14 protein-coding genes are annotated in these 17,767 nt (G+C 51.6%); 10 read left to right on the forward strand and 4 right to left on the reverse strand.

Going from position 1 to position 17,767, the window contains the following annotated elements; genetic code table 11:
- Nucleotides 1-137: 137 nt before the first annotated feature.
- A complete protein-coding gene (pipB2, locus tag ABVN36_RS03550; protein ID WP_020899119.1) occupies nucleotides 138-1,190 on the reverse strand; it encodes a type III secretion system effector PipB2 in 1,053 nt (350 codons plus the stop codon).
- Nucleotides 1,191-1,708: 518 nt separating this feature from the next.
- Between pipB2 and ABVN36_RS03555 the strand changes: the two genes are divergently transcribed.
- Nucleotides 1,709-2,638 (forward strand): VirK family antimicrobial peptide resistance protein, encoded by a 930-nt coding sequence (locus ABVN36_RS03555; RefSeq protein ID WP_001728571.1) that lies wholly within the window; start codon nucleotides 1,709-1,711, stop codon nucleotides 2,636-2,638.
- Nucleotides 2,639-2,931: 293 nt separating this feature from the next.
- Nucleotides 2,932-3,828: an antimicrobial resistance protein Mig-14 gene (locus ABVN36_RS03560; RefSeq protein ID WP_000701504.1), complete on the forward strand. Its 897-nt coding sequence runs from the start codon at nucleotides 2,932-2,934 to the stop codon at nucleotides 3,826-3,828.
- 721 nt (nucleotides 3,829-4,549) lie between these two features.
- On the opposite strand, the gene ABVN36_RS03565 is transcribed toward ABVN36_RS03560, so the two are convergent.
- The 3 genes from ABVN36_RS03565 to tctD form a co-directional block, all read right to left on the reverse strand.
- On the reverse strand, nucleotides 4,550-5,563 hold the full coding sequence (locus tag ABVN36_RS03565; RefSeq protein WP_023138948.1) for a HoxN/HupN/NixA family nickel/cobalt transporter: 1,014 nt from the start codon (nucleotides 5,561-5,563) through the stop codon (nucleotides 4,550-4,552).
- A gap of 133 nt (nucleotides 5,564-5,696) precedes the next feature.
- On the reverse strand, nucleotides 5,697-7,112 hold the full coding sequence (locus tag ABVN36_RS03570) for a sensor histidine kinase (RefSeq protein ID WP_023138949.1): 1,416 nt from the start codon (nucleotides 7,110-7,112) through the stop codon (nucleotides 5,697-5,699).
- Nucleotides 7,099-7,773, reverse strand: coding sequence for a transcriptional regulator TctD (tctD, locus tag ABVN36_RS03575; RefSeq protein WP_001237934.1), 675 nt, complete (start codon nucleotides 7,771-7,773; stop codon nucleotides 7,099-7,101). Before tctD ends, ABVN36_RS03570 begins: the two co-directional genes overlap by 14 nt.
- Before the next feature lie 154 nt (nucleotides 7,774-7,927).
- Here tctD and ABVN36_RS03580 point away from each other — a divergent pair, with 154 nt between their 5' ends.
- The 8 genes from ABVN36_RS03580 (at nucleotide 7,928) to gabP (ending at nucleotide 17,748) form a co-directional block, all read left to right on the forward strand.
- Nucleotides 7,928-8,905 carry a tripartite tricarboxylate transporter substrate binding protein gene (locus ABVN36_RS03580; protein WP_000744413.1) on the forward strand — a complete coding sequence of 326 codons (978 nt, stop codon included), beginning with the start codon at nucleotides 7,928-7,930 and terminating at the stop codon, nucleotides 8,903-8,905.
- A gap of 11 nt (nucleotides 8,906-8,916) precedes the next feature.
- Nucleotides 8,917-9,351 carry a tripartite tricarboxylate transporter TctB family protein gene (locus ABVN36_RS03585; protein ID WP_023888535.1) on the forward strand — a complete coding sequence of 145 codons (435 nt, stop codon included), beginning with the start codon at nucleotides 8,917-8,919 and terminating at the stop codon, nucleotides 9,349-9,351.
- 10 nt (nucleotides 9,352-9,361) lie between these two features.
- Nucleotides 9,362-10,876, forward strand: a complete 1,515-nt coding sequence (locus ABVN36_RS03590; RefSeq protein ID WP_017441165.1) for a tripartite tricarboxylate transporter permease — start codon at nucleotides 9,362-9,364, stop codon at nucleotides 10,874-10,876.
- A gap of 302 nt (nucleotides 10,877-11,178) precedes the next feature.
- The gene (glaH, locus tag ABVN36_RS03595) at nucleotides 11,179-12,156 is read left to right on the forward strand and encodes a glutarate dioxygenase GlaH (protein ID WP_000993096.1); all 978 of its coding nucleotides are present in this window, start codon (nucleotides 11,179-11,181) and stop codon (nucleotides 12,154-12,156) included.
- 25 nt (nucleotides 12,157-12,181) lie between these two features.
- A complete protein-coding gene (gene lhgO, locus ABVN36_RS03600) occupies nucleotides 12,182-13,450 on the forward strand; it encodes an L-2-hydroxyglutarate oxidase (RefSeq protein WP_000271897.1) in 1,269 nt (422 codons plus the stop codon).
- Nucleotides 13,451-13,471: 21 nt separating this feature from the next.
- Nucleotides 13,472-14,920 carry an NADP-dependent succinate-semialdehyde dehydrogenase gene (gene gabD, locus ABVN36_RS03605; RefSeq protein WP_001176532.1) on the forward strand — a complete coding sequence of 483 codons (1,449 nt, stop codon included), beginning with the start codon at nucleotides 13,472-13,474 and terminating at the stop codon, nucleotides 14,918-14,920.
- Nucleotides 14,921-14,934: 14 nt separating this feature from the next.
- Entirely contained in the window at nucleotides 14,935-16,218 is a 1,284-nt protein-coding gene (gene gabT / locus ABVN36_RS03610; RefSeq protein WP_001095558.1) for a 4-aminobutyrate--2-oxoglutarate transaminase, read from the forward strand.
- Between the two features lie 129 nt (nucleotides 16,219-16,347).
- Entirely contained in the window at nucleotides 16,348-17,748 is a 1,401-nt protein-coding gene (gabP, locus tag ABVN36_RS03615; RefSeq protein WP_000531282.1) for a GABA permease, read from the forward strand.
- Nucleotides 17,749-17,767: the final 19 nt, after the last annotated feature.

Raw genomic sequence — 17,767 nt, forward strand, 5'->3', positions numbered from 1 at the left:
ATAGTTATTCAGATATTTTTACCGTCGCATACTCCTGTAATAATAAAAGATACTGTAAATAATTAACTCTCGGCTACTATTCAGTAGCAGATAGTTATTCTTACATTTCTTTTATTTCAGATTCACGTCAAAAAGGGCTAAATATTTTCACTATAAAATTCGTTAAAGAGTGTTTGTGTACTTGTAGACATTCTGGCGTCTTCGGTACGCAAATCGGTTAGTGTACAATCTTTAAAACAGGTATTATTTAAATTAGCCTCAGCCAAATCAGCCCTGTCCAGGTTCGTAGAAATGAAACTCGCCTTTCGCAGGTTTGCCCGGGTTAAGATAGCGCCTTCCATATCAGCAGCCATTATAGTAGCACTCTGTAATGTCGCACCGCTCATATCAGCACGTATAAGGGTTGCGCCTGAAATATTAGCGTGATCCATATTTGCACCGGAGCAAAGACATTCTACCATGCTACAGCCTAACAGACTTGTGTATTGTAAATTGGCGCCAGTAAGATTAGCGCGATCGAGGGTAGCGCCACACATAATACTATCTTCCAGACAGGCGTTCATTAAATTACTGTCGCCTAATGATGCTCCCGATAGATTTGCACCCTTAAAATTTGCACCGTCACAATCCGCCATAAACAGTACTGCCCCCCCTAAATCTGCGTCGCTTAGGTCTGCGCCACATAAATTTTCTGCCGTCAGATTTGCTCCGGTAAGGACAGCGCCTTTAAGATTCATGCCTCCCTGGGCAGTTAACATTACAGAATCCTGAGGGAGAGAAAATTCGTATCTGAATAGTAAAACTCGACATATTTTTTCAAAAGAGACAAGCGGAATTTCTCTTGTCTCAGAATTGTCGCCTTTACTGACTCGTACAATAACTTGTCCAGCTTCGTTATTCTCACCAGGAAGATTAAATTCGACACGAAACCCGCCCATATCCTCCAGTATAATGTTTTCTGGCAACGGAGCACCTCTGTCAGACATTGAACTTTTCAATGTATCAGCCATAGTGTCTATCAATTCCTGATACTGTGCTTCATTTTTCCGACGCACCCCACCACAGGTAAAAAAGTTAATGATATATTCCAGAATGGTTTTGGGAGAGGTGGCTTGCCGCATAGCAGCAGAAGTCCCCGCGCCAAAAGCAGATGTAGCCATACCAGCCAGACTATCGAGTGAACGCTGCATAATATTTTCTCCCAGAGATAGCAACATGGTACATGATAAAATTTATCATATAGATTTGCATTTAGAGATAAGGTGAATACCCCCTTTGCGTCTGGTTACATAATAACGTATCACGACGCTTTGCTGTCTGGCTTACACAATACCAGCTAAATAAACATATTGGCTTATACTCGTCATACTTCAAGTTGCATGTGCTGCGGCTGCGTTCCCTCACCCCAGTCACTTACTTTAGTAAGCTCCTGGGGATTCGCTCGCTTGTCGCCTTCCTGCAACTCGAATTATTTAGAGCATAAACATTATTTAAAATAATAAACACGGCATTCGTTTTAATACTACGTTCAGGACTCATCCCACTCATTAGCAGAAAACCTATTAAAAAGCGTGTTCAGGCATTTTATTGTTGCCATTGATAAACTGTTTAACAACATCGTCTGTACAGGCCTTCTTCGTTGCCTTTACGTTTAACTCAATCAGGCTACCGTCTCGGTTATAAGTCCATCGAGTAGTAGAGCCGTAGTATGACGATGCAGCAAAGTGATATGGAAAGATATAATCCATTATTAATGTTAAAAGAAGTCATGGCGCAGACGCCTTATCGCCATAAACGCTGGGGAGAGCGTAAGTTTCGCTATAAATTTGTATTACGTTGCCTTATTAACCCCATAACGACAATTAAATACTTCAATGAATTATGCCATCTGTCTCAACCCAGAACGCTGATCATTCATCGTCCACTGTTGCCGGCAAAAATCCAGCGGCCCTATTTGTATACCGGGCTTAGCATACGTTGCCGGGCAAGGGCTATTCTGGAACACTACCAGTTCGTTCAGTCCTTTCCGGAAAGTAAAATTAAAAAGATCCTCCTGTCCGAGGAACAAATCTTACTCGCTCACCTGGAAGGAAAAAACGGTGCTCTGGTAGATATCTACTGCGGTCCCTGTGGCTATGACAGAGAAGGTGAACTGACATTAACGCTGTGTTTCAATGATACGCCGTTGGCACGTTTATCATTTTCCTTTATCCGCCATGAAGGGAAGCAAATAGCGTTGGTTGCCGGGTTACAAGGGCCCAGTAAACATGTCGGCCCACAAGTCATACGTAACGCCACCAAAGATTGTTACGGTCTCTTTCCTAAACGGATGCTGTATGAAGCATTTGCGACATTGATGCAGGCCTGTAATGTCGACGAGATTTATGCGGTAAGTGAAAACAACCATGTTTATCGTCAACTCCGGTACTTATTCCAGAAGAAAAAAACTTTTGTGGCCAGCTATAGTGAATTCTGGGAGTCGCTAAACGGCGTTAAGAAAGGTGCCTTATATCATCTGCCATCACAGGTGATGCGTAAAGCGCCTGAAAGTATTCCCAGCAAAAAACGCGCAGAGTATCGGAAACGCTATCATATTCTGGATACAATAATACAAGAGGTTAACAGCCTCTCCCGGTAGAACTATTTCATACGCGGATGTGCAGATCCTGCTACCGTTCAGCGGATCTCTTTGAAATCTGTATCGCTACTGGATGGTTAAATACAGAATGGCTTGCGAGTGAAAAGCGCGGCATTAAACCGTCGCTTTCACTCATGCTATGATCAACATCTTAATCTTATTCCCTTCACCATAACGTCATCGATTAGCATGTTAACCATTAAATACAAGCTAAACATTTGTCACATTTTTATTTGGTTGAGCAAAAAAATAATACAAAATAGAATTTTCAGTAAGCTAAGTCAGGAGTTTTGGTGAAAATACAAGAAGTTAAGCGTATATTAACCCGCTGGCAGCCGTCTTCCTTTGCCCTATACCGGGAGGTGTTTACGCAATACGGCGGTAGTATCAATATGCACCCAGATATTGTGGATTATTTTATGAAGCGCCATAACTGGCATTTTAAATTCTTCCACTATAAAGAAGATGATAAGATTAAAGGCGCCTACTTTATCTGTAATGATCAGAATATTGGCATCCTGACGCGCAGAACCTTCCCGCTATCGTCAGATGAGATACTTATTCCGATGGCACCAGATTTACGCTGCTTCTTACCCGATCGTACTAACCGGCTTTCGGCGTTGCATCAGCCACAAATACGCAATGCCATATGGAAACTCACCAGAAAAAAACAAAATTGTCTGGTCAAAGAAACGTTCTCTTCTAAGTTTGAAAAAAGACGCCGTAATGAATATCAGCAATTTCTTAAAAAAGGCGGTAGTGTAAAAAGCGTTGCTGATTGTTCTTCTGATGAACTGACTCATATTTTTATCGAGTTATTTCAGTCTCGTTTCGGCAATACGTTATCTTGCTATCCCGCTGATAACCTTGCCACCTTTTTTAGTCAACTGCATCACCTTCTGTTTGGGCATATTCTTTATATTGAAGGGATACCCTGTGCATTTGATATCGTATTGAAATCTGAAAGCCAGATGAACGTCTACTTTGACGTATCTAATGGTGCAATTAAAAATGAGTTCAGGCCACTCAGTCCCGGCAGCATACTAATGTGGCTAAATATTAACCGTGCCAGACATTACTGCCAGGAAAGACAAAAAAAATTGCTTTTTTCCATCGGCATACTAAGGCCTGAATGGGAATATAAGCGCATGTGGTCGACCCCCTATTTTACCGGAAAATCGATTTGCTAAAAAGAAAGCCTGGACGTAAATATGTTTTTTACGTCCAGATTTTTCATAAGTCCTGATGAACTGATAAAAAACGAAAGTTTAATCATAATTTGAAAAATAAGTTAACCACCATATAATCATAATGACAATTACTCGAAATTCACTTACACTATACTCGGTTTTATGGAATTGATTAACACGGTATGTTACAGATAACGTGCTAAAAAGCGTGCAGCGGTTATACATTTTCATATGTATGTGTCATTAACCTGGCGTCAGGAACAGATGATGATGACAACTAACCTTTTATCTCTTCTGGCCTGGCATACCGTCAGTAGATTAAAGGTGTAGCCTTGCTTTATGGCATTACAAAAATGTAGGTGAGGTCTATGCTCAATGTATACGTTATTTGTAACAACGCTCTTGTGCATAAACAATACGTTATTGCCAACAGCACTGAACGGGTACAGTGGTTCTTGCTGACAACAGGCTTAAAGATCGCCTTAACACGGGATACCTGATAACTGGATTATATTATGACACATGCAGACTGGCTGATTCTTGGGTATACAACTGTTATTATTATTTTTGGTATTGTATGTTATATCGGATTGCTTAAATTGATAACGAAAGGCAAGCATGAAAAATAACGCACTTACCGGGAAGAATATACTCTCAGGAGATAAAATGCTTCGGCAATGATATGACACCACTGCCGAAATGCTATTTTTACAGAAATCAATCAGGTATTGAGGGTGATTTTATCATAGCCGCGCCAGCGATAATTCAACAACGAGAGCAGCCAGAATAGCACGAAAGCGCCCACTACACAGAAGCCCACATTCCCCATATGATCGTTAAGCGTGCTGACGGTCTGCCAAAATGTTCCGCTTAACTGTAACGCATCATCAATCAACCCCAGCGCCTCAAGCCCGCCAATCGCCAGCGCGACAATGACGGATGCGGCGGTAATGGTCATATTATAATAAAGCTTACGTAATGGATGCGAGAAAGCCCAACCGTAAGCGCCGACCATGACAAAGTTATCCAGGGAATCCACCAGCGCCATCCCGGCGGTAAACAGCACAGGAAAAATCATCATCGACCAGAGAGATAGCCCCTGGTTAGCTGCTGAAGCGGAAATGCCCAGCAGCCCAACCTCGGTTGCGGTATCAAATCCCAGACCAAACAGAAAACCGACAAAATACATATGCCAACTGGAAGTGACTAAACGAAACGTACGCTGAAATATACGCGTCATCAGCCCGCCGGGTATCGCCTCGTCATGCGCTCTCACTGACTCGCCGCGGGTAACCGAGCGAAATTGCCGCCAGACGTTGAACAAAATAAACAGGTTAAGCAGGGCCATCGCCAGCAGAAAAAAAGCGGAAACAGCCGTACCGATCAACGAACCATATTGATGCAAAACATCAATACGATCGCGAAATGCCATCGACGTCACAACAATCGCCAGACATGCCAGAACGACAATGGTCGAATGACCCAATGAAAAAAACGCCCCCACGCCTAAAGGCGTTTTACCCTGCTGCATCAGTTTACGGGTGACGGTATCGATGGCTGCGATATGATCGGCATCAACCGCATGACGCAGCCCAAAGCTATACGCCAGTATGGCTGCGCTTAGCATGACTGCATGGTGATGAAAAACACAGAACGCCCAAATCCAGGCCAGGATGTTAACCCCAACAAGAAAGACGGTTAATGCTATTCCCCGTCGTTTAGTATGATTATTCATGCCCCTGCACCCACTATATTTTTTAATTAACGCTACGGTTTGTAGGGGGAATGTATGATCATTTGATTAAAACGTCACACCTCAAGATGCGACTTTTTGTAAACGTGCTTTACCGCTGACACATTTGTGCGCATTACTGCGGAACAAGGCTTAAAAAGCGTATCCGAACGTATAACCCTCCCAACGCTTCGCTACGGGAAAAATGGGGACGAGTACGGTGCAGGCGTGCGATATCATTGACCAAAGCCAGACCAATACCCGCCCCGGCCACATTTCCTACGTTATCGAGCCGGTGGAACGGCTGTAGCGCCAGATGGATATGTTCATCATCAATGCCGGGGCCGCTATCTTCGACAACCAGCGTCACGGCATCACTATCCCGTTCAAGCCGCGCGGTGACGATGCCTTGCTCAGGCGTGTATTTCAGCGCATTATCCAGCAAGTTTCCGCACAGCTCGCTAAGCAGTACCTCATCCCCCTCGATCCACATCGCTTCCTGTTCGCCTTCGTAGCCCAGGTCGATATGTTTACTCCGCGCCTGCGCCAGGCGGGTAAAGCAGCCGCTCTGTACGATATCGTACAGATTCACCGGTGAAAAGCGCCGCTCGCCCTGCTCTTTATGCTTTACCGCAGAAAGTTGCAACAATCTTTCCGTGAGCTGAATGGTACTATCCAGCGTTACGCTCATCGCCTGCAGACTTTCGTACCAGTGATGAGGGTGCTGGCTGGCTAACGCCACCGCCGCCTGCGTTTTTAACACCGCCAGCGGCGTTTTTAACTGGTGAGAAGCATCGGCGCTAAAGCGTTCCTGCCGGGAGAGGATGCCGCGGAGCCTGTCAATGTAGCGATTAAACGCCACGATTAACAAGCGTGTTTCCGACCATGGCAGCAGTTCCGGCAGCGGCGTTAACAGACCCGGTTCGCGGCGTACCATTAATGACGAAAGTTGACGCATAGGGCGCAGGATCCGGCGTAATAACCAGCCAACCAGCACCAGGGTCAGCAACACCAGCAGCCCCTGTGAGATCCAGGAAGAGAACAGCAGTTGGCCCGCCAGATAACGACGGGACTGCAGCGTCTCTGCGACATAAATCTCCGCCATGCCGATAATGCCGCCTTCGTTGACCGGCTGTAGCAAACGCGCCACGCGGATCGCCTCGCCGCGATACTCGGTATGATAGAACCACGCCAGCGCCGGATAAAGCCGGGTACGGGGCGTAGTGGGCGGCATGGCAGGCAGATCGTCATAACCGGAAATGACCTTCCCGGAAGGGTCGACGACTTTGTAATAGAGTCGATCATTCATATTAAGCTCGAAGCTATCCAGCACCACCCAGGGCACGTTAACTTCCAGATGCTTATTGCGCACCACCAGCCGTTCCGATACTGTTCGCGCCGAGGAGAGCAACGTACGATCATAAGCCTGAGTGGCGGCCTGTAGCGCATTGACATAGCTGTTAAACGCCGACAGCCCCCATAGCAGAATCAGCGGCAACCCCAGGAACAGCAAGAGTTGCAGGTACAACGATTGCGGCTTAACCCACTTCATCGCCGCGCTCCAGCACATAACCCAGGCCGCGCAGCGTCGTAATTCGTACATCGCTTCCCTGGAGTTTTTTACGCAGTCGATGAATATAAAGTTCGATGCTTTCAGGGCTTACCTCATCGTTCAGGCTGAACACCTGTTCAAAAAGCTGCTGACGCGAAACCGGCCGCGTTCGTCGGTACATCAATACGGTTAAGAGCGCCTGCTCACGCGGCGTCAGCGCTAACGGCTGCCCCTGTAACAGAAAATACCCTTCATCATGAAAGATCAATTCCCCCAGTTGCTGAACTTCATGAACCTGCCCAGCGCTGCGTCGCAGCAAGGCCCGTAAACGGGCATCCAGCTCTTCCAGTTCAAAGGGTTTCGGCAGATAGTCATCGGCGCCGACGTTGAGACCTTTTACGCGATCCGCCACCGCGCTTCGCGCCGTGAGCAGCAAAACGGGCAAGGTCTGACCGCGTTTACGCAGCCGTTGCACCACCTCCAGTCCATCCATTCCCGGCATATTGATATCCAGCACCGCCAGCGCGTACATTTCACTGTGCAGAAGATGGTCAGCCGCCAGGCCGTCAAATACGCAGTCCACGGCAAAGCCGTTTTGCACCAGCGCTTTCTCCAGCCAGTGAGCCAGCTCACGGTTATCTTCCGCCAATAAGAGACGCATATCACATCCTGTAAAGTTTCTGCCGCATTGAAAGGGAATTGAAAGGTTATTGTTTTAACAATCACGCAACCGAACTGCTACATGTCGGCTCACATAATCACAAAAATCTTCTTCCGAACCTGAAAAATCCGGACGTCCGGCGTGAGGATAAAAAATGAAAAAACAATTACTTCGTACCCTTACTGCAAGCATTTTATTAATGAGTACCTCTGTTCTGGCGCAGGAGGCGCCGTCGCGAACGGAATGTATCGCGCCAGCCAAACCTGGCGGCGGTTTCGACCTTACCTGTAAGCTGATTCAGGTGAGTTTGCTGGAGACTGGCGCTATCGAGAAACCCATGCGGGTAACGTATATGCCCGGCGGCGTCGGCGCTGTGGCCTATAACGCGATAGTCGCTCAACGCCCTGGCGAACCCGGGACTGTGGTCGCCTTTTCCGGCGGTTCGCTGCTCAACCTGTCGCAGGGGAAATTTGGTCGCTACGGCGTGGATGATGTGCGCTGGCTGGCAAGCGTGGGCACTGATTACGGCATGATCGCCGTGCGTGCGGATTCCCCGTGGAAAACGCTGAAAGATCTGATGACGGCGATGGAAAAAGATCCCAACAGCGTGGTCATTGGCGCTGGCGCCTCTATTGGCAGCCAGGACTGGATGAAGTCGGCGTTGCTGGCACAAAAGGCGAACGTCGACCCGCACAAGATGCGCTACGTTGCCTTTGAGGGCGGCGGCGAGCCGGTGACGGCATTAATGGGCAACCATGTTCAGGTTGTCTCCGGCGATCTCAGTGAAATGGTGCCTTATCTGGGCGGCGACAAAATCCGCGTCCTTGCCGTCTTTTCAGAAAATCGTCTGCCGGGCCAGCTTGCCAATATCCCTACCGCTAAAGAACAGGGCTACGACCTGGTGTGGCCGATTATTCGCGGCTTCTACGTCGGGCCCAAAGTCAGCGATGCCGATTACCAGTGGTGGGTGGATACCTTCAAGAAGCTCCAGCAAACCGACGAGTTTAAAAAGCAGCGCGATCTGCGCGGCCTGTTTGAGTTCGACATGACCGGCCAGCAGCTCGATGACTACGTGAAAAAACAGGTTACTGATTACCGTGAACAGGCGAAAGCCTTCGGACTCGCGAAATAATCGCGGAGGCAATGATGAGCGATCGTATCTTTGCGGGTATCTGGCTGTTGCTCTGTATCGCCGGGCTATTCATCGCCTGGCAGATCCAAAGCGAATACAGCTATGAACCCGTCGGCCCCCGCCCTTTTCCGCTGGGAATTATCGGCCTGATGGCGCTCTGCGCGCTGGCGCTGTTATTACGCCATCCCGACACGGTTAGCTGGCCGCGCCGCTATGTGCTGCAAAAGCTAATTACCATGATCATCATCCTGTTGATGTATGCCTGGGGATTCGAATGGCTGGGTTTTCCCATCGCCACCGCGCTTCTCACCATGGTTATCGGGATGCTGTTCGGCGCCACGATTCCGGCGGCGGGTATCTCCGGCGCGGTATTGGGCATTCTGCTGTGGTATGCCTTTGACCGGCTGCTTGATGTCACCTTACCTCTCGGCGCCTGGCTGAGTTAACGGAGCAACGATGGATACCTGGATATATCTTTCTCAGGGCTTTGCGGTGGCGATGACGCCGGAAAACCTGGTTATCGCGTTGATTGGCTGCTTCGTGGGCACGATCGTCGGTCTGCTGCCGGGCCTGGGACCGATCAACGGCGTGGCAATCTTACTGCCGCTGGCCTTTGCGTTGCATCTGCCTGCGGAGTCGGCGCTAATTCTGCTGGCGACGGTGTACATTGGCTGTGAGTATGGCGGCAGGATCTCCTCCATATTGCTCAACGTCCCCGGCGATGCGGCGGCGATCATGACGGCGCTGGACGGTTACCCAATGGCGCAGCAAGGGAAAGGCGGCGTAGCGCTGTCGATTTCCGCAGTCAGCTCATTTTTCGGTTCATTAATCGCTATCGGCGGCATCATTCTGTTCGCCCCTTTACTGGCGCAATGGTCGCTGGCCTTCGGTCCGGCGGAATATTTCGCCTTAATGGTTTTTGCTATCGCCTGTCTTGGCAGCATGATGGCGCAAAATCCGCTTAAATCATTTCTGGCGGCGCTGATCGGTCTTGGCCTTGCGACCGTCGGCGTGGACGCCAACACCGGGGTTTATCGCTTTACCTTTGACAGCGTTCATCTTTCCGACGGCGTACAGTTTATCGTCGTGGTGATCGGCCTGTTCTCGGTATCAGAAATACTTTTAATGCTGGAACATACCAGCAGCGGGCAAACAATGGTCCGCAAAACGGGTCGAATGTTGTTCAACCTGAAAGAAGGCGCGCAGTGTATCGGCACTACCCTGCGTTCTTCGGTAATCGGCTTTTTTGTCGGCGTATTGCCCGGCGCCGGGGCGACCATCGCCAGCGCCATTACCTATATGACCGAGAAAAAACTCAGCGGCAACAGCGATAGCTTCGGCAAAGGGGATATTCGCGGCGTCGCGGCGCCGGAGGCGGCAAACAACGCCTCTGCCTGCGGCTCCTTCATCCCGATGCTGACGCTGGGCGTTCCCGGTTCCGGCACTACGGCAGTGATGATGGGGGCGCTGACGCTGTACAACATCACGCCAGGCCCGGCGATGTTCACCGAACAGCCGGATATCGTCTGGGGACTCATCGCTGCGCTGCTGATTGCGAACGTGATGCTGCTGATCATGAATATCCCGTTGATCGGTCTGTTCACCCGTATGCTCACCATTCCGCTGTGGTTCCTGGTACCCGCCATCGCTGCCGTATCGGCGGTAGGGGTGTATGCGGTACACAGCACCACCTTCGATCTGGTGCTGATGGTCGCGCTCGGCGTGTTAGGGTACATTTTACGTAAAATGCACTTCCCCATGTCGCCGCTGATCCTGGGATTCGTACTGGGGGAAATGCTGGAGCAAAACCTGCGCCGCGCACTCTCCATCAGTAACGGCAATATGGCGATTTTGTGGCAAAGCGGCGTTGCCAAAGCCCTGCTGATCATGGCGATCATGGTCATTGTCGTACCGCCAATGTTACGTCTGATCCGTAAACACAGCCGTAAACCGCAGGTTGACGCCGGTTAATTGACTGCTGAAATACGTTGTACTTGTCCGGCCTACGCGCTCATGTGCCAGGCCGGGCAACCCCGCCAGCATCACTCTTTCCATAACTCGCTCATTTTACACCCCTTCTTGCCGTTGTCAGGCTCGTGGCGCCGTTAACCTCACCTTTCGTATTGTTAAATATTTGTTGTTTTTGATCACAATAATTAAACAAAAGCGGTTGTTTCATACGCGTTTCTGGAAAATGTCGATATTTTTAATTTATGGCTACGAAATGAGCATCGCCATGTCTCCCTGACCATCTACCGAGAGGAATGATTCTGATGAATGCACTGACTGCCGTAAAAGCGAACACAGATGATTTAGCCCAACGCCATACTGGTTTCACCCTTGCCCCTTCGGCGCAGTCGCCGCGCCTGCTGGCGTTAACGTTTACGGCGGATACCACAAAACAATTTCTTCATCAGGTTGCGCAGTGGCCGGTGCAGGCGCTGGAATACAAATCTTTCTTACGTTTTAAAATCGGCAAGATCCTCGACGATCTGTGCGGCAATCAGCTACAACCGCTGTTGATCAAAACGCTCCTCAACCGTGCACAAGGCGCGCTGTTGATCAGCGCCGAAGGGATCGATGATGTCGCACAGGCAGAAGAGATGGTCAAACTGGCGACGGCGGTGGCGCATCTTATTGGTCGCTCCAACTACGATGCGATGAGCGGCCAGTACTACGCGCGTTTCGTGGTCAAAAACGTCGACAACTCCGACAGTTATCTGCGCCAGCCCCACCGCGTAATGGAACTGCACAATGACGGTACCTATGTTGAGGAGGTGACCGACTACGTGCTGATGATGAAAATCGACGAACAGAATATGGAAGGCGGTAATTCGCTGTTGCTGCACCTTGATGACTGGGAACATCTGGAGTCGTTTTTTACCCATCCGCTGGCGCGTCGCGTCATGCGCTGGGCGGCGCCGCCAAGCAAAAATGTTAGCCATGACGTCTGGCACCCGGTGTTTGATGTCGACCAACAAGGCCGCCCGGTCATGCGTTATATCGACCAGTTCGTCCAGCCAAAAGACTTTGAAGAAGGCGTCTGGCTCAGCGAACTTTCAGACGCGCTGGAAACCAGTCAAAACATCCTCTCCGTGCCGGTACCGGTCGGCAAATTCCTGCTGATTAACAATCTGTTCTGGCTACATGGACGCGATCGTTTTACGCCGCATCCTGACTTGCGTCGCGAACTGATGCGCCAGCGCGGTTACTTCGCCTACGCCGCCAGCCATTATCAAACTCACCAATAAGCGCCACGGCGAAGGAATTACGCGGATGTATGATTTTGTGATTATCGGCGGCGGCATTATCGGCATGTCGACCGCCATGCAACTTATTGATCTCTATCCGGATGCGCGCATCGCGTTGCTGGAAAAAGAGTCCGCGCCAGCCTGCCACCAGACCGGGCATAACAGCGGCGTGATCCATGCCGGGGTGTACTACACGCCCGGCAGCCTCAAAGCGCGGTTTTGTCTGGCGGGCAATCAGGCGACCAAAACCTTTTGCGATCAAAACAACATCCGCTACGACACCTGCGGCAAAATGTTGGTCGCCACCTCGGAGCTGGAAATGGCGCGGATGCGCGCGCTATGGGAGCGGACGGCGGCCAACGGCTTAGAGCGCGAGTGGTTAAGCGCGGCGGAGCTGCGTGAACGCGAACCCAATATCATTGGCCTGGGCGGGATTTTTGTCCCTTCCAGCGGGATTGTCAGCTATCGCGATGTCGCGACGGCCATGGCGAACCGCTTTCAGGCCAAAGGCGGCGAGATCATCTACCATGCCGAGGTCAGCGCGCTAACAGAACATGCCGCTGGCGTTGTCATTCGCACCTCGCAAGGTCGGGAAATCGAAACCGCTACGCTTATCGGCTGTGCAGGGCTGATGGCGGATCGGCTGGTCAAAATGCTGGGCGTGGAGCCCGGTTTTATTATCTGCCCTTTCCGCGGCGAGTACTTTCGTCTGGCCCCGCGGCACAACCGGATCGTTAACCATTTGATCTACCCGATCCCCGATCCGGCAATGCCGTTTCTCGGCGTCCATCTTACCCGCATGATCGACGGCAGCGTTACGGTCGGGCCGAATGCGGTGCTGGCGCTTAAACGCGAAGGCTACCGTAAGCGCGACGTTTCCTTCACCGACACCCTGGAGATTTTCCGCTCCGCCGGCATTCGCCGCGTACTGCAAAACCATCTGCTTTCCGGACTGGGCGAGATGAAAAACTCGCTGTGCAAAAGCGGCTATTTGCGGCGAGTACAAAAGTATTGCCCCAGCCTGACCGTCAACGATCTCCAGCCCTGGCCGGCAGGCGTGCGGGCGCAGGCGGTTTCACCGGACGGCAAACTGATTGATGATTTTCTGTTTGTCACGACGCCGCGTTCCATTCACACCTGTAACGCCCCCTCCCCGGCGGCGACATCCGCGATACCGATCGGCGCGCATATCGTCAGCAAAGTTCAGGCGCTACGCGCAAGCCAGAGCAACCCCGGACGTACGCTGCGTGCGGCACGCAGCGTGGACGCATTACACGCCGCATTTACCCGTTAACCCTTCAGACAGGAAGCAATTATGCAACTTAACGACTCTACCCTGTTCCGCCAGCAGGCCTTTATCGATGGCGACTGGCGCGACGCGCGCGGCGGCGATGTCATTCCCGTGAGCAACCCCGCCAACGGGAAACCGCTCGGCAATGTGCCCAAAATGGGGGCGGAAGAGACGCGCGACGCCATCAACGCCGCCAATCGCGCCCTGCCCGCCTGGCGCGCGCTCACTGCCAAAGAGCGAGCCAATATCCTGCGTCGCTGGTTCAATCTGATGATGGAACATCAGGACGATTTGGCGCGTCTGATGACGCTGGAACAGGGCAAACCGCTGGCGGAAGCGAAAGGCGAAATTAGCTACGCCGCCTCGTTTATTGAATGGTTCGCCGAAGAGGGGAAGCGTATCTATGGCGACACGATTCCAGGTCATCAGGCCGATAAACGGCTGCTGGTGATTAAACAGCCCATCGGCGTCACCGCCGCGATTACCCCGTGGAACTTTCCCTCGGCAATGATCACCCGTAAAGCCGGCCCCGCGCTGGCCGCAGGCTGCACAATGGTACTCAAACCCGCCAGCCAGACGCCGTTTTCCGCGCTGGCGCTGGCGGAACTGGCCCGGCGCGCCGGAATTCCCGCAGGCGTATTTAACGTCGTTACCGGTTCGGCAGGCGATATTGGCGGCGAGCTGACCAGCAACCCGCTGGTACGCAAACTGTCGTTTACCGGCTCGACGGAGATTGGCCGCCAGCTAATGGAACAATGCGCCAAAGACATTAAAAAAGTGTCGCTGGAGTTGGGCGGCAATGCGCCGTTTATCGTCTTTGACGATGCCGATCTGGATAAAGCCGTCGAAGGCGCGCTGGCTTCGAAGTTTCGCAACGCCGGGCAGACCTGTGTCTGCGCCAATAGATTGTATGTTCAGGACGGCGTTTACGATCGTTTTGCGGAAAAACTCAACCAGGCGGTAAATAAGCTCGCGGTCGGCGACGGCCTGCAAGCCGACGTCGCTATCGGGCCGCTGATTGATGAAAAAGCCGTGGCGAAAGTCCAGGAGCATATCGCCGACGCGCTGGAAAAAGGCGCCCGCGTCATTACGGGCGGTGAAGCGCACAAATTGGGCGGCAACTTCTTTCAACCGACCATTCTGGCGGATGTTCCTGATAACGCGAAAGTCGCCAAAGAAGAGACATTCGGGCCGCTCGCGCCTCTGTTCCGCTTCAGCGACGAGGCGGATGTCATCAGGCAGGCTAACGATACCGAGTTCGGCCTGGCAGCCTATTTTTATGCACGCGATTTAAGCCGCGTTTTCCGCGTCGGCGAAGCGCTGGAATACGGCATCGTCGGTATTAATACCGGCATTATCTCCAACGAAGTCGCGCCTTTCGGCGGTATTAAGGCCTCCGGATTAGGCCGTGAAGGTTCCAAATACGGCATCGAAGATTATTTAGAAATCAAATATATGTGCATCGGCCTTTAACAGGAGAGTCGCTAATGAATACCAATAACGCTTTAATGCAGCGCCGCCATAACGCCGTTCCTCGCGGCGTGGGGCAGATTCACCCGATTTTCGCCGAGCGGGCGGAAAATTGTCGGGTCTGGGATGTCGAAGGCCGTGAGTATCTCGATTTCGCGGGCGGCATTGCCGTCCTGAACACCGGTCATTTACATCCGGGCATTGTTTCAGCGGTGGAAGCGCAGTTGAAGAAATTGTCGCATACCTGTTTTCAGGTGCTGGCCTATGAACCGTACCTGGCGTTGTGCGAACGCATGAACCAGAAGGTACCGGGCGATTTCGCCAAAAAAACGTTGCTGGTCACGACCGGTTCAGAAGCGGTTGAAAACGCGGTGAAAATCGCCCGCGCGGCGACAAAACGCAGCGGCGCTATCGCGTTTAGCGGCGCTTACCACGGTCGTACCCACTACACGCTCTCTCTGACCGGGAAAGTACACCCGTACTCTGCTGGTATGGGATTGATGCCAGGCCATGTCTACCGCGCGCTTTATCCTTGCCCGCTACACAACATCAGCGACGACGACGCGATCGCCAGCATTGAACGCATCTTTAAAAATGATGCCGCGCCGGAAGATATCGCCGCCATTATTATTGAGCCGGTACAGGGCGAAGGCGGATTTTACGCCGCCTCTCCCGCGTTTATGCAGCGACTGCGCGCGCTATGCGACCAACACGGCATTATGTTGATTGCCGACGAAGTGCAAAGCGGCGCGGGCCGGACCGGTACGCTGTTCGCCATGGAACAGATGGGCGTTGCGGCAGATATTACCACGTTTGCGAAATCGATCGCCGGCGGCTTTCCGCTGGCAGGCGTTACCGGCCGGGCAGACGTGATGGACGCTATCGCGCCGGGCGGGCTGGGCGGCACCTATGCCGGAAACCCGATTGCCTGCGCCGCCGCACTGGCGGTACTGGACATTTTCGAGCAGGAAAATCTACTGCAAAAGGCGAATACGCTTGGCAAAACGCTGCGCGATGGCCTGATGGAGATAGCGGAAACGCACCGTGAGATTGGCGACGTGCGCGGACTGGGCGCCATGATCGCCATTGAGTTGTTCGAAAATGGCGACCCCGGCAAACCGAACGCGACTCTGACCGCCGACATTGTGGCCCGCGCCCGCGAGAAAGGGTTAATTCTGCTCTCCTGCGGTCCTTACTACAACATCTTGCGCATCCTCGTTCCACTCACTATTGAGGCCTCGCAGATTCGGCAAGGCCTGGAGATTATCGCCCAGTGCTTTGATGAGGCGAAACAAGCGTAATGTCCAATAAGCAGCGTCGGATGGCGACGTAACTGTCTTATCCGGCCTACAAAAACCGTTTCGATTGTAGGCCGAATAAGCCAGGCGCCATCCGGTAAACGAGCGCAATAACAATAAAGAGGTTTTAGGATGGGGCAATTGTCAGAATCACATGCATTAGGGGGCGGGCTGAAATCACGCCACGTCACCATGTTATCGATCGCCGGCGTCATCGGCGCCAGCCTGTTTGTCGGTTCCAGCGTGGCGATTGCGGAGGCCGGCCCTGCGGTACTGCTGGCCTATCTGTTCGCAGGACTTTTAGTCGTCATGATTATGCGAATGCTGGCTGAAATGGCCGTCGCCACGCCGGATACCGGTTCTTTTTCCACCTATGCGGATAAAGCGATTGGCCCCTGGGCCGGGTATACCATCGGCTGGTTATACTGGTGGTTTTGGGTGCTGGTTATTCCGCTGGAGGCCAATATTGCCGCCATTATTCTGAATTCATGGATACCGGGTATTCCGGTGTGGCTATTTTCATTAGTGATTACGCTTGCCTTAACCGGAAGCAATTTATTGAGCGTCAAAAATTACGGCGAGTTCGAATTCTGGCTGGCGCTATGTAAAGTAATTGCCATTCTGGCGTTTATCGCGCTGGGCGCGACGGCGATTAGCGGTTTTTATCCGTATGCCGAGGTAAGCGGTATCTCCCGGCTATGGGATCACGGTGGTTTTATGCCTAACGGCTTCGGCGCGGTGTTAAGCGCCATGTTGATCACCATGTTCTCTTTTATGGGCGCGGAAATCGTCACTATTGCTGCCGCGGAATCCGATACGCCGGATAAACATATCGTACGCGCCACCAATTCTGTTATCTGGCGAATTTCCATCTTTTACCTGTGTTCCATTTTTGTGGTGGTGGCGCTGATCCCGTGGAATATGCCGGGTCTGAAAAGCGTAGGTTCGTACCGCTCGGTACTGGAGCTGCTTCATATTCCGCACGCAAAATTCATTATGGACTGCGTGATTTTGTTGTCGGTGACCAGTTGTCTGAACTCCGCATTATATACCGCCTCCCGGATGCTCTATTCCCTTAGCCGCCGCGGCGATGCGCCTGCGATAATGGGAAAAACTAACCGTAGCAAAACACCCTGGGTAGCGGTTCTCCTCTCTACCGGCGCGGCCTTTTTAACCGTTATCGTCAATTATTATGCCCCGGCAAAAGTGTTTAAATTTCTTATCGACAGTTCCGGCGCCATCGCGCTGCTGGTCTATCTGGTGATTGCGATTTCGCAATTGCGGATGCGTAAAATTCTGCTGGCGCAGGGCGGAGAAATTAAGCTGAAAATGTGGCTTTATCCGTGGCTCACCTGGCTGGTTATCGGCTTTATCTGCTTTGTTCTGGTGGTGATGCTATTTCGACCGGCACAGCAACTAGAAGTCATTTCGACGGGGCTGTTAGGGCTGGGCATAATAGGTACTGTCCCCATTATGTCTCGCTGGAAAAAACTGATAAGGTGGCAAAAAGCCCCCCTGCAAAACCTACGTTAGTTATTCCCGGCGTCAGCCG

Source organism: Salmonella sp. SJTUF15581, assembly GCF_043356775.1.
In the GTDB taxonomy this organism is placed as follows: Bacteria; Pseudomonadota; Gammaproteobacteria; order Enterobacterales; family Enterobacteriaceae; genus Salmonella; species Salmonella enterica.